The sequence below is a fragment of the Actinomycetes bacterium genome (assembly GCA_036000965.1).
Taxonomy (GTDB): domain Bacteria; phylum Actinomycetota; class CALGFH01; order CALGFH01; family CALGFH01; genus DASYUT01.
On the sequence record DASYUT010000108.1, the window covers coordinates 30443 to 49569 of the forward strand.

The following is a 19127-nucleotide window of genomic DNA, read 5'->3' on the forward strand; positions in this document are numbered from 1 at the left end:
GGTTCGGCGGGGAGTCCAAGGCTTCCGTCTAGCGAACGAGGTCCAAGCTCATGAACTCGATGGAGATCAGACGCCGGTTCACCGACTACTTCGTCGAGCGCGGGCACCGGCTGGTGCCCTCCAGCTCGCTCATCCCGAACGACCCCACCCTGCTGCTGACCAACGCGGGGATGAACCAGTTCAAGCCCTACTTCCTGGGCGAGGTGCTGCCCGAGTTCACCCGGGCCACCAGCGTGCAGAAGTGCGCCCGCACCGGCGACATCGAGAACGTCGGCCTCACCAGCAGGCACCTGACGTTCTTCGAGATGCTCGGCAACTTCTCGTTCGGCGACTACTTCAAGGCCGAGGCCATCGCCTACGCCCACGAGCTGGTCACCGAGCGCTTCGGCCTCGAGCCCGACCGCCTCTGGGCCACCGTCTACCTCGACGACGACAAGGCCGTCGGCTACTGGCAGGAGGTCGGCATCCCGCTCGAGCGCATCCAGCGGCTCGGCAAGGAGGACAACTTCTGGTCGATGGGCGTGGCCGGCCCGTGCGGCCCGTGCTCGGAGATCCACTACGACCGCGGCCCCGCCTATGGCACGGAGGGCGGCCCTGCGGTCGACCCGGAGCGCTACCTCGAGATCTGGAACCTCGTGTTCATGCAGAACATCCGCGATGACGACTACAACATCGTCGGCGAGCTGCCCAAGAAGAACATCGACACGGGCCTGGGCCTCGAGCGGACGGCGATGGTCCTGCAGGGGGTCCCCAACCTGTTCGAGACCGACGTCTACACCCCCATCCTGCACGTGGTCCAGGACGTCGCCAAGCGGCCGTACGGCCGCGACCACCGCACCGACGTGTCGATCCGGGTCGTCACCGAGCACTCCCGCACCGCCAGCTTCCTGATCGCCGACGGGGTCCTGCCCTCCAACGAGGGCCGCGGCTACGTGCTGCGCCGGCTGCTGCGACGGGCGGTGCGCCACGCCCGCCTGCTGGGCGTGGACGACCTCGCCCTGCCCGCGGTGACCGCGCAGGTGGTCGACACCCTGGGCGAGGCCTGGCCGGAGCTGGTCGAGCAGCGCTCGCTCATCACCCAGGTGGTGGCAAGCGAGGAGGAGTCGTTCTCGCGCACCCTGCGCCAGGGCTCGACCCTGCTCGACTCGGCCATCGCCACCGCCAGGGAGCGGGGCGGCACGGTCCTGGACGGCGAGACCGCGTTCCGGCTCCACGACACCTACGGGTTCCCGCTGGAGCTCACCCTGGAGGCGGCCGAGGAGGCCGGGCTCTCAGTCGACCGGGACAGCTTCGCCGTGCTCATGGAGGACCAGCGGCGCCGGGCCAAGGAGGCCCGCAAGCAGCTCGCGGGCGCCCAGCGCAAGGTCGAGGCGTACCGGGACCTGGCCGCGCGCTTCGGGCCGACCACCTTCGTCGGCTACGAGCGCACCGACGCCGAGGCGCGCATCCTCGGGCTGCTGCACGACGGCGAGGAGCTGACTGCCGCGGCAAAGGGCGACCAGGTCGAGCTGGTCCTGGACCGCTCGCCGTTCTATGCCGAGGGCGGCGGCCAGGTGGGGGACACCGGCACCGTCCGCACCGTCGACGGGGCCGTGCTCGAGGTCACCGACACCCGGCCCGGGCTGCAGGGCTTCCACGTCCACAGCGCCCGGGTGGCCAGCGGCAAGGTGCGTCCCGGCGAGGAGGTCCTGGCCGAGGTCGACGTGCCCCGGCGGGAGGCCGTGGCGCGCAGCCACTCGGCCACCCACGTGCTGCACGCGGCCCTGCGCCGGGTGCTGGGCGAGCACGCCAGGCAGCAGGGGTCGCTGGTCGACGCCGGGCGCCTGCGCTTCGACTTCGCCCACTTCTCGGCTGTGGCCCCCGACGAGCTGGCCGAGGTCGAGTCGTTGGTGAACCGCCACCTGATCGAGGACCCGGAGGTCCGGGTCTGGCACGCGACCCAGCCCGAGGCGGTCGCGGCCGGGGCGATCGCCATGTTCGGGGAGAAGTACGGTGAGGTCGTGCGGATCGTGGACATCGGCGACTTCTCCCGCGAGCTGTGCGGCGGCACCCACGTCGGCCACGGCAGCCAGGTCGGACCCGTCCGCATCCTGGGGGAGTCGTCCATCGGGTCGAACCTGCGCCGGGTCGAGGCGCTCACCGGCTTCGACGCGCTCCGCTACGCCGACCTCGAGCGGCGCCTGCTCGCCGAGGTGACCGCGCTGCTGCGCGCGGGCCGGCCCGAGGACGCGCCCGAGCAGCTCCGGCGCAAGCTCGAGCAGCTCGCCGAGGCCCAGCGGGAGCTCGAGCGGGTGAAGGCGGCCGGCCTGGAGGCCCGGGCGGCCGAGCTGGCCGGCCGGGCGGGCGGCGGTGCCGGCCCCTTCTACGTCGTGGAGCAGGTGGGGGAGGCCAACGCCGACGAGCTGCGCCGGATGGCCACGGCCGTGCGCGACCGGCTCGCCGGCCGGCCGGGCGCGGTGGTCCTCGGCGCGACCACCAGCGGCAAGGCGGCGCTGGTGGCCGTGGTCACCAGGGACCTGGCCGACCGCGGCCTGGCCGCCCGCGACGTGCTGACGCCGGCCGCGCGCGCGGTCGGCGGGGGCGCGGGCGGCAAGGGCGACCTGGCCAGCGCCGGCGGCCGGGACCCGTCGCGGCTGGCCGAGGCGCTGGCTGTGGCCGGGGCCGAGGCGCGCCGGCGCATCGAGCCGCTCCACGCCGGGGGCTCTGGGCAGGCGCTCCAGTGACTCCCCTCCGCCAGGGTCGCCACTGGCCCGGATGACCGGTCGCGTCCTCGGCCTGGACGTCGGCAGCCGCCGGCTCGGCGTCGCCGTGTCCGACCCGAGCGGCACGGTCGCCTCGCCCCTGGCCACGCTGCAGCGGCGCGGCCCGGCCGAGGACGCGAGCGCCCTCGGCCGGCTCGCGGCCGAGCAGGAGGCGGCCACGGTGGTGGTCGGGCTCCCGCTCACCCTGGCCGGCCGGGAGGGCCCGGCCGCCGCCGCGGTGCGCGCCTACGTCGGCGAGCTCCGGCCGCTCCTGCCCGGCCTGGTCTTCGACCTGGTCGACGAGCGGCTCTCGACCGCCGCGGCGGAGCGGGCGCTGATCTCGGGGGGCGTCCGCCGCCAGGGCCGGCGGGCCGTGGTCGACCAGGTCGCCGCCAGCCTCTTCCTGCAGACTTGGCTCGACAGGGCGCGGTCGGGGGAGGATGCGCCCGGTCGGCAGCTAGGAGGTCGCGGGTGACCACGAGGGTGGAACGGCGGGTGCGGAGGCGCCGCCGCAGCCGCGGCCTGGTCGTCGTCCTTGCCTTCCTGGTGCTGGTCAGCGGCGTGCTGTACGGGGCGTTCACGCTCACCAGGGGCCGGGACGGGCCGAAGGTGGCGGCCGGCAAGCCGGTCACGCTGACCGTGCTCGCCGGCCAGGGCACCCGGGAGATCGCCACCGAGCTCGAGCGGCTCGGGGTGGTGGACAGTGCCGGGCGCTTCCGCCGGGTGGCCGCCGACCGCGGCCTGGACAGCGCGCTCCGGCCCGGCAGCTACTCGCTCGCCACCGGGATGCCGGTCGACCAGGTGCTCGACATCATGGCCAAAGGGCCGGGGGGCATCGCGCTGACCATCCCGGAGGGTTTCACCCAGAACCAGATTGTCGAGAAGCTGGTGACGGTGGGCCGCTTCAAGCGGGCCGAGGTCCTCGCCGCCATGCGCGGCCAGAAGCTGATCGCGCCCCACCGGCCCAAGGGCAAGCCGCTCGAAGGCCTGCTGTTCCCCCAGACCTACGAGATCAAGAAGGACGACACCCCGGCAACGGTCGTCCAGGCCATGCTCGACCAGCTCCAGGCCGTGCTCGCCAACTACGACCTGAGCGCGCGCCCGGGCGGCGTGAAGCTGACTCCCTACGAGATCCTCATCGTGGCCAGCATGATCGAGCGGGAGGCGAAGCTGCCCGGCGACCGGCCCAAGGTGGCCGCCGTCATCTACAACCGGCTCCGGCGCGACATGCCGCTCCAGGTCGACGCGACCATCCAGTACGCCTGGCGACTGCGGGGCAAGGTCAAGACCCGGCTCAGCCTCGAGGACCTCAAGATCGGCTCGCCGTACAACACCTACCGCAACGTCGGCCTGCCCCCGACCCCGATCGCCTCGCCCGGCGAGGAGTCCATCCAGGCCGCGCTGCAGCCGTCCAACGCCAACTGGCTCTACTACGTAGTCGTGGCGGCCGACGGCCGCAGCGCCTTCACGGCCGACTACCAGCAGTTCCTCAAGCTCAAGGAGCAGGCCAAGGCCGACGGGGTGGCGTGAGCATGCCCGTTGCCGCTGTGCTCGGCTGGCCGCTCGCGCACACCCTCTCCCCCCGGCTCCACCAGGCCGCCTACCAGGCCGCCGGTCTCCACGGCTGGCGCTACGAGGCCCGCCCGACCCGGCCCGAGGAGCTGCCCGCGGGGCTCGGGCTGGTCCGCTCGGGGGAGCTGGCCGGGGTCAACCTCACCACCCCCCACAAGGAGGCGGCGGCGGCCCTGGTCGACCGGCTGGAGCCCCCCGCCGACGCGCTCGCCGCGGTGAACACGGTGTGGCCGGCGTACGGCGGCCTGGTCGGCGGCAACACCGACGTGGCCGGCGTGCTCTGGGCCCTCGACCGCCAGCTCGGACTGGCGCGCGGCGGCGACCCGGCCGTGCCACCCGGCGGTGGCTGGGACGGTGCCGGCTGGGACAGTGCCGGCTGGGACAGTGCCGGCTGGGACAGCGGCGGCTGGGACAGTGCCGACCCGGCCGTGCCACCCGGTGGTGGCTGGGACGGCGGCGGTCCGGCCGTGCTGCTCGGCACCGGCGGGGCCGCGCTGGCCGTCGCGCTCGCGTGGGCCCGCCTGGCCGAGGCTCGTGCCGGCCGCGCCCTGCCGACCAGCCCGCTCACCGTGGTCGGGCGCGACCCGGCCCGGGTGACGCTCGTCGCCCGCCTGGCCGGCCCCGGCGCGGCCAGGCTCGGCTGGGACGCGGCCGCGGACCTGGTCGGCCGGGCAAGGGTGGTCGTCCAGGCGACCACCCTGACCGCCCGGGGCGAGCCCGTGCCCGGCCAGGACAAGCTCGTCCCAGGCGTCCGCCTGCTCGACCTGAACTACGGGCTGCACGCCCAGGGCCTGGTCGCCGCGGCCCGGGCCGCCGGGGCCCGCGCCGCCGTGGACGGGCTCGGCATGCTCTGCGCCCAGGCCGCCGAGGCGATGACCCGCCACACCGGCGCCCGCGCCGACCTCGCGGCCATGGCCGCCGCGGTCGGCCTCGCCCTGCGGTAGGCCCTCCGGGTAGAGCCTGGGCGGTGCCTGATCGACATCCAATTGAACGACGAGCAGGTAGACGCTCTTGGTGCAGGTAGTTCGAGCGGGGGAGGAGCGAATGACCATCCACAGGCTGGCCCTTCGCTAGGCTCGCCCTAATCGCGATGGTAGGTTCCACGCTCGCTCAAGCGGCCACGAACCCGGAGGTGTGAGCCTGTCATGGAGCGCCGTCCACGTGCGGGCACGTGATGGCCGACCTCTGTGGGCAGGCCCGCAATCGTCAGGTCGAACTGCGTGGGCACTTCCCTGCTCCGGTGCGCATCGAGGTCGCCGAGCTGATCGGTGAGGACCTGTACCTCTTGCGAGTGCGCACCGTGGCCGGCGTGCCGGACGAGACCACGCTCACCGGCACCGAGCTCGCCGAGGCGCTCGACCAAGCCCCCGTCGCGATCTCCGTGGTCGCAGCTCAGGATCTCTTCCGCTGGGTCGAGAGCCATCGCATCCGGCTCGCGTTCGCCCACGACCCCTGCTTCGCGGTCTCCCTCAGCGGCATCCGCGGGCTGCCCCACCAGATCGAGGCGGGCTTGACAGGGACGCCAGGGTCGCTACCATTGCCGTATCAACCTCCCGCAGCGGAGTCAGCTTCGCTGCGTATTCGACCCCCGGGGAGCCCGCTGGCGGCTCCCCGTATCTTTTGCCGCCTGGCGGGTCGAGGGAGGGGGGTGCGCGTGAACCGGGTCCGGGTCTTCATCGACTACTGGAACTTCCAGCTTGCCTGGAACCGGACCATCGGCAAGGGTTGCGACTGGCGAGAGTTGCCCCGCGCGCTCGTACGACACACCGGTGAACTCTTCGAGACGGTGGGTGCCGACGCGAATCTCACCCTTGAGCGGACGACCCTCTACGCATCGGTGGACCCGGACGCCGACGCCAACCTGCGTCGGTGGCTGACAGCAACCATCAGTCGCTTCCCCAGCTACACGGTCAGGGTGTATGACCGCCGCGCCCGCCGCGACTCGATCCACTGCCGGCTCTGCAAGGTCGCCACCGGCGCCTGCCCGAACTGCGGCGAGCCCTACGTCCGCCGACCTGAGAAAGGTGTGGACAGTGCCATCGTCACCGACCTCCTCTCCCTGGCCTGGGAGGACGCGTACGACGTGGCGATCCTCGTCACCAGCGACGCCGACTTCGTCCCGGCGGTCGAGCGCGTGCAGGAGCGCGGGGTCAAGGTGGTCAACGCCGCCTGGCGCCACCGCGGGCACGAGCTGCAGCGCACATGCTGGGCGAGCTTTGCCATCGACGAGATCGAGGAGGAGCTGTGCCGCTGAACGGCCGCCGGCTGATCGAGGACGTGCTCCCGATCGAGGCGATCAACCAGGTCGCCCAGCGGGAGAAGATCGGACACGCCGCCCACCACCCCCGGAAGCTCCACCTGTGGTGGGCCCGGCGCCCGCTGGCCGCCGCGCGGGCCGCCGTGTACGCCGCGCTCGTGCCTGCCGAGGGGCGGGGTCGCACCCCGGCCGAGGAGGCGGCGTTCTTCACCGCCCTGTGCCGCTGGGGTGGCCCTGAGCGCACCATCGACCAGGCCCGGCAAGAGGTGCTCGCCGCCAACGGCGGCGTCCCCCCGAAGGTGCTCGACATGTTCGCAGGGGGTGGCGCGATACCGCTGGAAGCCGCCCGCCTGGGCTGCGAGGCCACCGCGGTCGAGCTGAACCCGGTCGCGCACCTGATCGAGCGCTGCATGCTCGAGTTCCCCCAGCGCTTCCCCGGCCTCGCCGACGACGTCCGCCGCTGGGGCCGCGTCTGGGTCGCACGCGCCTGGGAGCAGCTCGCCGACCTCTATCCGCCGGTCGGTCCGGGGAGCGGGCAGCAGCGGCTCGACAACGGCGCCGACGGGGGTGCCCGCCGTCCGCTCGCCTACCTGTGGACACGCACGGTGCGCTGCCCCAACCCCGCTCTTGCCGAGCACCGTGTGCCCCTGGTGCGCCAAACCTGGCTCGCCCGCAAGCGCGGGCGTGCCGTCGCCCTGCGCACGGTCATCGACCGGGCCAGCCTGTCGGTGCGCTACGAATTGGCCGAGGCGGCGTCGGAGTCGGGCCTCGGCTTCAACCCCGCCGCCGGGTCCAGCCGCGGCCAGGCCACCTGCCCGATCTGCGGCGCCACGGTCGATGCCGACCACGTCAAGGCCGAGGGCGTGGCCGGCCGCATGGACGTCGTCCCTCTAGCTGCGGCGGTCCTCAAGCCGTCTGGCCGCGGCCGGGATTACCTGCCCGCCGGGTCCTACCCCCTCCCCGACGACGCCGAGTGCGACCGCCGGCTCAAGGCGCTCGATGTCATGCCGCTGGACGAGCTACTGCCGGCGAAGGATACGAAGAACTTTTGGGTGCCACAGTATGGCTTAACTCGCTTCCGTGACCTATTCACCTCGCGCCAGCTTCTTACCCTCAGCACGCTCGCCGCAGGAGTCCGCCAGACGCACGAGGAGATGGTCGCGTCGGGGGTGGACGCGGAGCGCGCGGATGCGGTGGCGTGTTGCCTTGGCCTGACGTTGGATCGTCTTGCCGACCGGGGCGGCACGCTGTGTCGGTGGGACGTGGGAAACGAGACTGCGATGAATACGTTCGCACGCCAAGCCTTGCCCATGGTGTGGGACTTCGTCGAACCTGCACCGTTTGGTGGGGCTGCGGGCGATGCGAGCAGCAACGTAGACATCACTGCCGAGATCATGCAGGGGTTGGCCAACGTTCCGCGTCGGAGTGTGGTGATCCGTTCTTCTGCCACCTCACTGCCGCTTCCGGAAGCATCCCAGGACGCTGTCATCACCGACCCGCCCTATTACGACAACATCAGCTACGCTGACCTCTCGGACTTCTTCTACGTCTGGCTCAAGCGCTCGGTCGGATTCCTCTATCCCGACGATCTCGGCGGCGAGCTGGCGCCAAAGCGGAACGAGGCAGTGGTCGCGCCCTACCGCCACCACGGCGATCGGGGGGAAGCCCGCAGGTTCTACGAGCAAATGATGGCGCGGTCGTTCGCAGAGGCCCACCGCGTGCTCAAGCCGGGCGCGCCGCTGGTCTGCATCTACGCCCACAAGACGACGCTCGGCTGGTCGACGCTGGTGGATGCGCTGCGGCAGGCTGGGTTTGAGATCACCGAGGCGTGGCCGCTGGACACCGAGATGCCCGCACGGTCGATCGGGCAGGGGACTGCAAGCCTTGCCTCCTCCATCTTCCTGGTCGCCCGGAAGCGGGCCCCCGGCGTCGCCCCCGGCGTCGAGGCAGAGGTCCTGGCGGAGCTGGACGAGGTTATCCGCGAGCGGCTGGATCGCCTTACCGAAGCGGGGATCTCCGGGTCAGACCTCGTCATCGCGACGGTCGGGGCGGGGCTGCGGCCGTTCACGCGCTACGAGCGAGTGGAGCGGGAGAACGGCGAGCCGCTCGACGCGGAGCGGTTCCTGGTGCTGGTGCAGAACCGCGTGCTCGATGCCATCTTCGGCGGGCTCGCGGGCGCCGACCCCGCCACCCGCTTCTACATCGCGGGCCAGTTCAGCTACGGCTATGGATCGGTGCCATTCGCCGAGGCCAATAACCTCGCCTACATGACCGGGGTGGAGCTGGACGAGCCGCGCGGCCTGACCGCGGGCCGCAACCCGCTGGTTGCCAAGAAGGGATCCACCGTCGCCCTGCGCGACTTCGAGGAGCGCGGCTCCGACGCGCACCTCGGCGTCCCGGACGAGCTTGGACCGGGTCGCCCGCCGCTGATCGACGTCGCCCACGGCATCCTCTGGCGGGCCGAGTACCACTCCGGGGAGCTCAAGGACTACCTGGCTGGTACCCGGCCAGACGTGGACCTGCTGCGCACCGTGATCCAGGCGCTCGCTGGCAAGGCGCTCCGCTCCAAGCTCGACAACGGCAAGGCGCCCGAGGCGGCCGCCGCAGAGCGCCTGCTGGTGTCCTGGCGCCGGCTGATCGACGACAACCTGTTCCGCTAGCCTCACCCAGCAACCCAACCAAGCGAGTATCGCGTCTGCCGCTTCGCTTGCGCGCCAAGTGCCATCCTTCCAGGTCGTCCGAGTTCCCGGGTAGGCTTGCCCGCATCCGTCGTGACCCTGGAGGCTGCACCGATGCCGAGCACCGCCTACCGCCTGGTTCCCTGGACCGACGTCGCGCAGCCCAACCAGGACGTGGCCGGCGGCGCGCTGGACATGGGGACCTACGCCGTCAACCTCGCGCGGGTGTTCCGGCGCAGGCCAGGCGTGCCGGACGTGTACGGCCGGCCGGACCGGTTCTTCGCCGCGACCTACTTCACCGAGAAGCTGCGCGAGCTGCTGACCGACGTGCTCGAGGTGCTCGCGGGCGGTCCGGGCGACCAGGTGCTGCAGCTCCGCACCCCGTTCGGCGGGGGCAAGACCCACACGCTGGTCGCGCTGCTGCACCTGGCTCGCGACCGGGACGCGGCGGCGGGGATCGCCGAGCTGGCGGGCCTGGCCGATCCTGGTCGCGTGCGGGTCGCCGTCCTCTCCGGCGAGGAGCTGGATCCTCTGGACCCGTTCCGGTCGGACGACGGGCAGGAGACGCATACCCTCTGGGGGGAGCTGGCTGCCCAGCTCGGCAGCTACGACCTGGTCGCCGAGCACGACCGGACGGGCGTGGCGCCTGGCGGGGACCTGCTGCATCGCGTGCTCGGCGAGGGGCCGGTGCTGCTGCTGCTCGACGAGGTGCTGGTCTATGTCGAGAAGGCCATGGCGGTCGTCCGTGGGGACTCCACGCTGGGGCGGCAGGCGATGCTGTTCGTCCAGGCGCTGACCGAGGTGGTCAACACCCGGCCGTGCACCGCCATGGTCTACAGCTTGCAGGCCAGCGTCGGCGAGGCGGTCGGGGCGGAGGGCCTGCTCAGCCAGCTCGACCACCTGGTCAGCCGGATCGACGCCAAGAGGGAGCCGGTCTCCGGCGACGAGGTCATGCGGGTGGTGCAGCGGCGCCTGTTCGCCGACCCGGGCGACCCGGCCGTGCGCCGTGAGGTCGCCACGGCCTATGCCGACCTGATCGAGCGCCAACTCCAGGCGCAGGCCGAGACCGACGAGGGCAGGCGGGAGGCAGCGGTCGAGGCTCGGAGGCTCGAGGAGCGCATCCTCGCCTCGTACCCGTTCCACCCGGCGCTGCTCGACCTGATGTACCACCGCTGGGGCACGCTCCCGAGCTACCAGCGGACCCGGGGCGCTCTCCAGTTCCTGGCGAGCGTCATCCACGGTCTGTGGCAGCGAGGGAGCGACAGCGCGCTCATCGGCCCCGGTGAGGTGGACCTCAGCTACGAGCCGGCCCGGGGGGCGTTCTTCAGCCAGGTCGGCGAGCGCGAGCGCTACACCGCCGTCCTCGACGGCGACGTCGTCGCCGACGGCTCCGGCGCTGCCGTGGTCGACAGGCGCATCGGCGCGGACGCCCCGGCGCTGGCGCAGCTCCGAGTTGGCACGCGCATGGCCACCGCGATCATGCTCTACAGCTTCGGCACGCGCGAGGGCGAGGAGAAGGGCGTGCTCGAGAGCGACCTCGTCACGGCGACGCTCGTACCCGGGCTGGACCGCAACGTCGTCGTTGCGGCCCTGCACGACCTGCGCGAGGAGGAGCTGTTCCTCCACTACACCGGCCGGCGGTACCGCTTCGAGCCGGTCCCGAACCTGACCAAGCTCGTGCGCGACGAGGCCAACAAGTTTCTGGCCCTGGAGGTCCTCGAGCGGGTCCGCGCCGCACTCGAGGAGGAGTTGGGCGACGCCCGGAATGCGCTCGTATGGCCGGACAGTCCCGAGAAGGTGCGCGACAAGGTGCCCGCGTTCACGCTCGCCTACCTGCACCCGGACTGGAGCCAAGGCGAGCAGCCACTTACCCGCTTCGTGGAAGGCACCCCCGGCCGGAGCCGTGACTACCGCAACGCGGTCGGCTTCGTCCTGCCCGATGGCGCCCAGTTCGACCGCGCCCGGGCGTCCGCGCGCCTGCTGCTCGCGGCTGAGTCCCTGCTCAAGCGTCGGGCGCAGCTCGGTTTCAGCCCGGAGCAGGTCGCCGAGCTGAAGGAGAAGCTCGAGGGCGCCGAGCGCGACCTCGGCGCCACGCTCGCCCGGGCCTACGGCCGCGCCGTCGTGCCGGTGCGGGCGTCGAGCGGGTCAGGACCGTACCGGCTCGACGAGGTCGACCTCCGCTCCCTGCTTGCCGCCGGCCGCTCCCTCGACCAGCGGGTCCGCGCCGCGCTCGAGCACCGAGTGTTCGACCACCTTACCGTCGACAAGCTGGTCGCGCTGGCCGGGCTGGGCCCGGACCGCCCGGTGGTCCGCTGCGCCGACCTGGTGGACTGGTTCTTCAGCTACTTCGAGTTCACCAAGCTGTGGAGCACCGCGGCGATCGCCGATGCCATCTTCCGGGGTGTCGGGGACGGCCGGTTTGCGTATGCCACCGGACTCGAGGTCGTGTACGGTACCGCCAAGGTACGTGACCCGAAGCTCGTGCGCTTCCGGGAGCTGCTGCCGGTGGGGGAAATCGATCTGAGCGGCGACGCCGCGATCCTCACCGCCGAACTCGCCGAGTCCCTGGTCGCACCCCCACCCGTCGCCGGCGACGCCGGGCCGCCAGAACCGGATGGCGACGGCTCTCAGCCGGGCGGCGACCTGTTCACGCCGCCAGCGCCGCCACCTCGCCCGGTCGGTCCGACCGACCGGATCACAACTCTTGCGTTGCGGGTACGGCTGGAGGGACGCGCGCTGTACGGCCTCACCCGAGCGCTCTCGTGGCTCCGCGAACACTCGAGCACGATGGACATCGAGCTCACGGTCCGCGTGCTCGCAAGGGACGAGGGCTTTCTGCGTAGTCAGCTCACCAACGGGGTCATCGAGCCGCTCGAGGAAGGTGGCGTCGACGACACCGACATCCACCTGGAACTCTCGTGAAGCTCACCGCAGACCCTCAACCGTCGGCACGTAGAAGCCTGGATCGAACTGCTCGTCCTGATCAGGCAGCGAATGGGGCTTGCATAGTCACTCGCCTGATTGGTGACAGCTACGGTAGCTCGACCTCGCGGTCCTGAGCTCGAGCCGTCCTCGCCGTCCTCGCCGCCAGCATGCCGGGGCCGCGTCGCGTCAGGAGACCAGGCGATGACGAAACGGCCGCGATTCTCCGGGCGGTCTCGTTCAAGGCCCTCCGGCCAGCGGCCGACATGAGGTACGGCGGCCGGCGACCCGGGCTGCCCACCGGACCGGCCAGGCGACCCGAGGGGTAGGCATACCGATGGACGCGCTCTTGGAGCATCTGCTCGCCAACGGCCCGGTCCCCGCGGAGGACCTGCGCCGAGCAGCCCGCCACGCCGAGGCCGCCGGCAAACCGCTCGCCCAGGCCCTGCTCGACCTCGGCCTGCTCGACGAGCAGGCACTCGCCGCGACCGGCGGCTCGCCCCCGGCCGCCACCGGCGTGCGCCAGAGTCCACCCCAGGGACCGCCGGGCTCGGGCAGCGCTCCGTCCTCTGGGCCGCCGACCCCGGGGAGTGCCCCGCCCCACGAATCCCCCCCGACCCCGGGGAGTGCCCCGCCCTACGCGTCCCCCCCGCCGCCTGGCCCGAGGAGTGCCCGGCCGGCCGGGACCGGGGCACGGGGCCGGGGCGAGGAGCCCGAGGTGCGGGTCACCATCACCGAGCTGCTCGAGGCGATGCTCGACGCGGGCGCGTCCGACCTGCACCTGACGGCCGGGGCCAGACCGGCCGTGCGCGTCCACGGGCGTCTCGACCAGCTCGAGCGCTACCCGGTGCTGGTGCCCGGCGAGATCCGGACGATGGTCTACTCGATCCTCACCCAGCGCCAGCGCGAGAAGCTCGAGAGCGACCTCGAGCTGGACTGCGCCCACAACCTGCCCGGCCGGGCCCGCTTCCGGCTCAACGTGTACTTCCAGAGGGACTCCGTCGGGGCCGCGTTCCGGCTCATCCCGGTGGAGATCAAACCGCTCGAAGCCCTCGGCATCCCTCCCCAGGTGGCCAACCTGTCCCGCCTGCCCCGCGGGTTCGTGCTGGTCACCGGGCCGACCGGGTCGGGCAAGTCGACCACCCTGGCCTCCCTGGTCGACCTGGCCAACCGCGAGCGGACCGACCACATCATGACCGTGGAGGACCCCATCGAGTTCCTCCACACCCACAAGCGCTGCCTGGTCAACCAGCGCGAGGTGGGCGAGGACACCAAGTCGTTCGCGTCCGCGCTCAAGCACGTCCTGCGCCAGGACCCCGACATCATCCTGGTCGGCGAGATGCGCGACCTGGAGACCATCTCGATCGCGCTCACCGCGGCCGAGACCGGCCACCTCGTGTTCGCCACCCTGCACACCCAGGACGCCCCCCAGACCGTCGACCGGGTGATCGACGTGTTCCCGACCAACCAGCAGCAGCAGGTCAGGGTGCAGCTCGCCGGGGCCATCCAAGGCGTGGTCTGCCAGCAGCTGGTCCCGACCGCCGACGGCTCCGGGCGGGCGGTCGCGGTCGAGGTGATGGTGGCCACCCCGGCCATCCGCAACCTCGTCCGCGAGGGCAAGACCCACCAGATCTACTCGGCCATGCAGGCGGGTGGCCGACACGGCATGCAGACGATGGACCAGTCCCTGGCCGACCTGGTCGGCAGGTACCGCATCAGCTACGACCTCGGGCTCGAACGCTGCCACCACGTGGAGGACTTCAACCGCCTCTGCGGGCGGGCGGGATAAGGAGGCCGCCGTGGCCCAGACGACCTTCGTCTACAAGGTCCGCGACCAGCAGGGCAAGATGCTCGACGGCACGCTCGAGGCTGACAGCCAGGGCGCGGTCGCCTCCCGCCTGCGCCAGATGGGCTACGCGCCCGTGTCCATCGAGGTCGCCAGGCAGAACGGCCTGAAGATGGAGATCAGGCTCCCCGGGTCCAGCCGGGTGAAGCCGAAGGAGCTGGCGGTGTTCTCGCGCCAGTTCGCCACCATGATCAACTCCGGCCTGTCGCTGCTGCGGGCGCTGTCGATCCTCGCCGAGCAGACCCAGAACAAGGGCCTGGCCAGGGTCATCGGTGAGGTCCGCAACGAGATCGAGCAGGGCAGCGCGCTCTCGGTCGCCCTCGGCCAGCACCCGAAGGTGTTCAACCGGCTCTACGTCTCGATGATCCGCGCCGGGGAGGTCGGCGGCTTCCTCGACCAGGTGCTCCTCAAGGTCGCCGAGACCCTCGAGAAGGAGGTGGAGCTGCGCGGCAAGGTCAAGTCGGCCATGACCTACCCGGTCGTGGTGTTCGCGATGGTGCTGCTCATCGTGAGCGCGATGCTCATCTTCATCGTGCCGATGTTCAAGAACCTGTACGCGCAGCTCGGCGGCACCCTGCCGCTGCCCACAAGGATGCTGGTCGGCATCTCCGACGTGGTCAAGCGCTTCTTCGTCTTCGTGCTCGTCGGCATCGCGCTGGGCACGTTCGGCTTCAAGCGCTGGCTCACCACCCCGTCCGGCCGCTACCGGATGGACGCGTTCAAGCTCAAGGCGCCGGTGTTCGGCCCGCTGTTCCACAAGACCGCGCTGTCGCGCTTCTCGCGCACCTTGGCCACCCTGTTCCGGTCGGGCGTGCCGATCCTGCAGGCGCTCGAGATCGTCTCCGACACCGTCAACAACGGTGTCATGGCCAAGGCCATCAAGGACGTGCAGGACTCGGTCCGGGAGGGCGAGAGCCTGGCCGCCCCGCTCGAGAAGCACACGGTGTTCCCGCCCATGGTCGTGCAGATGATGGCGGTCGGGGAGGAGACCGGCGCCCTCGACACGATGCTCGCCAAGGTGGCCGACTTCTACGACCAGGAGGTCGAGGCGACCGTCAACGCTCTCACCAGCCTCATCGAGCCGATCCTGATCGCGGTCATGGGCGCCGCCGTCGGCGGCATGGTGATTGCCCTGTACCTACCGATGTTCCAGATCGTGAACCTTGTGAAGTAAGGGCCTGCGGGCCGATGACCTGGTCGTTCCAGCGCCGGCACAGCGAGGCAAGCGGGACTCGGGCAAGCGGGACTCGGGTAAGCGGGGGCTCGAGCTGGCCAGGTCATTGGGCGGCGAGCCCTACTTCCGGGCAACCCATGCCGGGTCGTCACGAGCGCTCCCGCCTCGACGCTCCCGGCGGTCCGCCAGGCCGAGGTGCCTGGCGGCCGGTCACAGGTCCCGGCGCCGGAACGAGGCCACGGCGAGGCCGATGCAGGCTGCCGGGTACGCGAGCGCCCAGGCCAGCATGGTCGGTGCCATCGGCGCGGTGGACGCGAACGGCAGCCCCGCGCCGCCCTGGTCCACGAACGAGCTGGCGACCAGGAGGCTCGGCGGCATCACGTGGTAGGAGGCCCCGCGCCAGACCGCGTCGGCCGGCAGCAGCAGGCTCACGGCGGTGCCCAGGTTGACCATCAGGTCGTTGCCCGGAGGGACCGTGCCGATGAACTCGATGATCCCCCCGAGCCACGCCAGCCCGAACAGCGCCAGCATGACCACCCCGTTGGCGAGCGTCGGCAGGACGATGCTGCCGAGCAGGCTCACGGCGAGCAGGACGAGCACCTGGAGGATCATGAGGCCCACCGCCCGGGTGGTGTCTCCGGCCTCGTAGCCGGCGACGATCCGGGCGGTCAGCAGCAGCGAGCCGCTCATCACCACGACGTAGGCCGTGAGCATGCCCGCGAGGGCGAGGAAGCGGCCAAGGAGGTAGTCGAGGCGGCTGAGCGGGCGGGCGAGCACGGCGTGGAGCGCGCCGGAGTCGACCTCCGGCGAGACCGAGGCGACCCCGAGGAACAGGCCCAGCAGCGCGGCGAGGAACTGGACTCCGTAGAGCCCGAGGATCACAAGGGCACTCGACAGGACCAGGAGCTGCTCGCGCGCGCCGACCATGCCGCCCATGCTGGTCGGGTCGGTGACCTGGGCTTGGGCGTTGACCAGGCCTCGCTCCTCGAGGTGGTAGAACAGGGTGAACCCGAGCGCGAACAGGACGACGAAGGCGGCGCTGAGCACGACGCCGGCAAGGAGCAGCTTGCGGCGCCGGGCCTCCAGCACGGTCCAGCGGGCGACGACCAGCACGTTCACCGCTCCCGCACCTCCCCGACCAGGTCCACGAAGACGTCCTCCAGCGACCGCTGCACCGGGACCAGCCCGTACAGCCGGTAGCCCGACCCGACCAGCACCGTGGCCAGGTCGGGCGCGACGTCGAGGGTCTCGACGGCGAGGGTGACGGCGGTGCCCTCGACCCGTGCGACGTCACCGTACCGGCCCACGAGCGCGAGCAGGTCCCGGTCGACGCGGTCGAGCAGGAGCCGGAGCTGGGTCGCGGCCCCGGCGAGGTCGTCGAGCGGCCCGCTCGCGATCACCCGGCCCTGGTTGACGATGGCCACCCGGTCGCACACCGCCTCGACCTCGGTGAGCAGGTGGGAGTTGAGGAACACCGTGACCCCGCCGGCGGCCAGCTCCCGGACCAGCTCCCGCACGTCGCGGCGGCCGACCGGGTCCAGTGCGGAGGTCGGCTCGTCGAGCAGGACGAGGTCGGGCCGGTGCATGATCGCGAGGGCGAGGCCGAGCCGCTGGGTCATCCCCTTGGAGTAGCGGCGGACGCGCTCGCCGCCCCGCCCGGCGAGCCCGACCCGCTCCAGCACCTCGGGGATGCGCTCGGCCCGCTCGGCGGCGCCCAGCCCACTCAGGCGGCCGTGGAAGTGGAGCAGCTCCTCGCCCGTCGCCCACTCCTGGAAGCGGAAGTGCTCGGGGAGGTAGCCGAGGCGGCGGCGGGCGGCCGGGTCGGTCGGCGGACGGCCGAACACCAGCGCGTGGCCGCCGGTGGGATGGACCAGCCCCAGCAGGATCTTCATGGCGGTGGTCTTGCCGGCGCCGTTGGGGCCGAGGAAGCCGAAGACCTCCCCGGCGCCGACCTGAAGGGTCAGGTCGTGGAGGGCGACCCGGCGGCCGAAGGCCTTGTGCAAGGCGGACGCGGCGACCGCCGGGACCGGCTGCCCGGTCCCGGCGGTCGGCTCCGCCTGCTCAGCCGAGGCTGTCCGCGACACCGAGTGCCTCGTCAGCGCCGATCACGCCGGCGACACCCCAGATGTGCCCGCCGCGCTGCCAGAGCAGGGCGTGCAGCTTCCCGGTCGGGTCCGCGAAGCTGAGTGCCTCGGCGCCGTCGACGGTCGCCCGCTGCCACCGCACCTCGTCGGTGGGGACCGGGAGCGGCAAGGTGGTGCGCCAGTCGCTGATGTTGCGGAGCTGCTCGACGGTCTCCTTCGGCACGCCGGGCAGGCTCAGCACCACCTCGCGAAGCTCCTCGAGGCTGGCGCCGCCATCGGCGTCCAGGCCGATCGTGCCGGCCTTGCCGACGAGCAGCCGCGGCGCACCGTCACGACCCGCATACTCCTGCACCACGACCGCGGGGACCCGGACGATGAGCTGGGCGCCGTCGAACCGCTCGGGAATCTGGACGTCCGGCCGGCCGTTGCGCTGGAAGTAGGCGATGGCCTGGTCACGGTCGAAGGTGATGCGGGCGGTGTGGGGACGGGTCGCAAGGATCCGCTCCGGCACGGCGCCGACGCCACGCGGCAGCGCGGAGCGGCTGACCGCCTTGACCTGGAACCCGGCGAGCCGGCTCGCCTCGGCGAGGTCGCGCGCGACCGCCGGCTCGGTCATCCGGTACAGCTCGCTGTGGTCGCCGGTGAACACGCCGGTCTCCACGAGCTGGGACATGACCGCGCTGAGCTGCATCGACTGGCTGCTGTTGAGCTTGAGGACCTCGAAGCGCTCGCTGCGGAACTGGGCAAGGAAGCCCGCGGCGGCGGCCCTGCCGCCAGGCGTGGCGACCAGCCCGGTCACGACGACGGCCGCGACCAGCGCCGCCGCCACCCCGCGCGCCCTGGTGCTCAGCCTGGCGAGGCGGCCGCGGCGGCGCAGCGCGACCACCACCGCCGGCGCGTCCCCGGCGGGCCCGCCGACGTCGTCGCCGGCCGTTGCGCCGAGGGCGGTGGCCGTTGCGCTGACGGCGCTGGCCGTGGCGCCGACGGCGCCGGCGGTGGCCGTCCGGGCCGCGAGCAGGCGGGCGCGTCGCTGCTCCAGCCGGGCGAGCGCGGCCTCGACCGCGGCGGGGGGCAGGGGGTCGTCCGGCCCGGTCATGGCGATCGCCGGCGCGGCAAGCTCGGCGTTGCGCCGCAGCCCGGCGAGGGTGTCAAGGCAGAAGGCGCAGGCCTGCACGTGGTCGTGCAGCGGCGCCGGGGTACCGCCGGGGGCGTCGTCAAGGGACGCGCGCAGGGCACCGAGGTCAGGGCATGGCATCGTAGGCTCCCGGATCGGCGTCGTCACGGTCCAGATAGGCGTCACGGAAGGCCCGCTCCCCGCGGGCGAGCAGGACCCCGACCGAGCCGACGGCCAGGTCGAGCGTTGCGGCGATCTCTGCGTAGGAGAAGCCGGCGTGGCGCAGCAGCAGGCAGGCGCGCTGCCGCTCCGGCAGGGCGGCGAGGGCCTGGCGCACGGCCCGCTGCTGCTCGGCGCGCAGCACGTCCAGCAGCGGGCCACCATCGTCGCCCGCCTCGTCGTCCACCCGCTCCAGCCGGCCGGCGCGGTCCAGCCGCGCCGTCGCGCGGCGCTGGCCACGCAGCCGGTTGTAGGTGGCGTTCAGGCAGACGCGGCGCAGCCACGCCGCGACCTCCTCGTCCGGCCGGTCGAGCACCGGATGCCCGTCGAGCTTCAGGAACGTCTCCTGGACGACGTCCTCCCCCTCGCCGTGGTCGCCGAGCAGCCGGTAGCAGAGGGCGTACAGCTCGCCGTAGCGAGCCCTGAACACCGCCTCGAACCGGTCCTGCGCGCCGACGCCAGCCCCGACCTCATCCCGCACGGCTCTCACCGGCCGCTCCTCGTGTGGTTGCGCGTGGCC

General features: G+C 72.3%; 13 protein-coding genes. 9 read left to right on the forward strand and 4 right to left on the reverse strand.

Translation table 11 applies throughout. The features are described 5' to 3' along the window. Positions 1-50: 50 nt before the first annotated feature. From alaS to VG276_08505, 9 genes are all read left to right on the forward strand, one after another. Positions 51-2723: an alanine--tRNA ligase gene (gene alaS, locus VG276_08465; protein HEV8649425.1), complete on the forward strand. Its 2673-nt coding sequence runs from the start codon at positions 51-53 to the stop codon at positions 2721-2723. A gap of 22 nt (positions 2724-2745) precedes the next feature. Beyond that, a complete protein-coding gene (gene ruvX / locus VG276_08470; protein ID HEV8649426.1) occupies positions 2746-3216 on the forward strand; it encodes a Holliday junction resolvase RuvX in 471 nt (156 codons plus the stop codon). Continuing rightward, positions 3213-4271 carry an endolytic transglycosylase MltG gene (gene mltG / locus VG276_08475; protein HEV8649427.1) on the forward strand — a complete coding sequence of 353 codons (1059 nt, stop codon included), beginning with the start codon at positions 3213-3215 and terminating at the stop codon, positions 4269-4271. Before ruvX ends, mltG begins: the two co-directional genes overlap by 4 nt. Positions 4272-4273: 2 nt before the next feature. Further along, positions 4274-5257, forward strand: a complete 984-nt coding sequence (locus tag VG276_08480; GenBank protein ID HEV8649428.1) for a hypothetical protein — start codon at positions 4274-4276, stop codon at positions 5255-5257. 230 nt (positions 5258-5487) lie between these two features. Continuing rightward, complete coding sequence (locus VG276_08485) at positions 5488-6567, forward strand: NYN domain-containing protein (protein ID HEV8649429.1); 1080 nt, start codon at positions 5488-5490, stop codon at positions 6565-6567. After that, positions 6558-9230 (forward strand): DUF1156 domain-containing protein, encoded by a 2673-nt coding sequence (locus VG276_08490; protein ID HEV8649430.1) that lies wholly within the window; start codon positions 6558-6560, stop codon positions 9228-9230. The genes VG276_08485 and VG276_08490 overlap by 10 nt, the downstream gene beginning before the upstream one ends. Positions 9231-9362: 132 nt before the next feature. Next, complete coding sequence (locus VG276_08495) at positions 9363-12170, forward strand: DUF499 domain-containing protein (protein HEV8649431.1); 2808 nt, start codon at positions 9363-9365, stop codon at positions 12168-12170. Between the two features lie 337 nt (positions 12171-12507). After that, positions 12508-13959 (forward strand): PilT/PilU family type 4a pilus ATPase, encoded by a 1452-nt coding sequence (locus VG276_08500; GenBank protein ID HEV8649432.1) that lies wholly within the window; start codon positions 12508-12510, stop codon positions 13957-13959. 10 nt (positions 13960-13969) lie between these two features. Next, positions 13970-15190, forward strand: coding sequence for a type II secretion system F family protein (locus tag VG276_08505; GenBank protein ID HEV8649433.1), 1221 nt, complete (start codon positions 13970-13972; stop codon positions 15188-15190). A gap of 210 nt (positions 15191-15400) precedes the next feature. On the opposite strand, the gene VG276_08510 is transcribed toward VG276_08505, so the two are convergent. Genes VG276_08510 through VG276_08525 form a run of 4 tightly spaced genes read right to left on the reverse strand, consistent with a single transcriptional unit; the run spans position 15401 to position 19097 of the window. Further along, the gene (locus VG276_08510) at positions 15401-16309 is read right to left on the reverse strand and encodes an ABC transporter permease subunit (protein HEV8649434.1); all 909 of its coding nucleotides are present in this window, start codon (positions 16307-16309) and stop codon (positions 15401-15403) included. Next, a complete protein-coding gene (locus VG276_08515) occupies positions 16306-17274 on the reverse strand; it encodes an ABC transporter ATP-binding protein (protein HEV8649435.1) in 969 nt (322 codons plus the stop codon). Before VG276_08515 ends, VG276_08510 begins: the two co-directional genes overlap by 4 nt. Further along, positions 17252-18529, reverse strand: coding sequence for a hypothetical protein (locus VG276_08520; GenBank protein HEV8649436.1), 1278 nt, complete (start codon positions 18527-18529; stop codon positions 17252-17254). Before VG276_08520 ends, VG276_08515 begins: the two co-directional genes overlap by 23 nt. Beyond that, on the reverse strand, positions 18516-19097 hold the full coding sequence (locus VG276_08525; protein ID HEV8649437.1) for a sigma-70 family RNA polymerase sigma factor: 582 nt from the start codon (positions 19095-19097) through the stop codon (positions 18516-18518). Before VG276_08525 ends, VG276_08520 begins: the two co-directional genes overlap by 14 nt. Positions 19098-19127 lie beyond the last annotated feature (30 nt).

What these genes read in the sequence shown, in the direction of transcription:
- VG276_08520 (HEV8649436.1), bottom strand. Translation starts at nt 18,529, where the DNA reads ATGCCATGCCCTGACCTCGGTGCCCTGCGCGCGTCCCTTGACGACGCC.
- VG276_08480 (HEV8649428.1), top strand. Translation starts at nt 4,274, where the DNA reads ATGCCCGTTGCCGCTGTGCTCGGCTGGCCGCTCGCGCACACCCTCTCC.
- alaS (HEV8649425.1), top strand. Translation starts at nt 51, where the DNA reads ATGAACTCGATGGAGATCAGACGCCGGTTCACCGACTACTTCGTCGAG.
- VG276_08485 (HEV8649429.1), top strand. Translation starts at nt 5,488, where the DNA reads ATGGCCGACCTCTGTGGGCAGGCCCGCAATCGTCAGGTCGAACTGCGT.
- VG276_08500 (HEV8649432.1), top strand. Translation starts at nt 12,508, where the DNA reads ATGGACGCGCTCTTGGAGCATCTGCTCGCCAACGGCCCGGTCCCCGCG.
- VG276_08495 (HEV8649431.1), top strand. Translation starts at nt 9,363, where the DNA reads ATGCCGAGCACCGCCTACCGCCTGGTTCCCTGGACCGACGTCGCGCAG.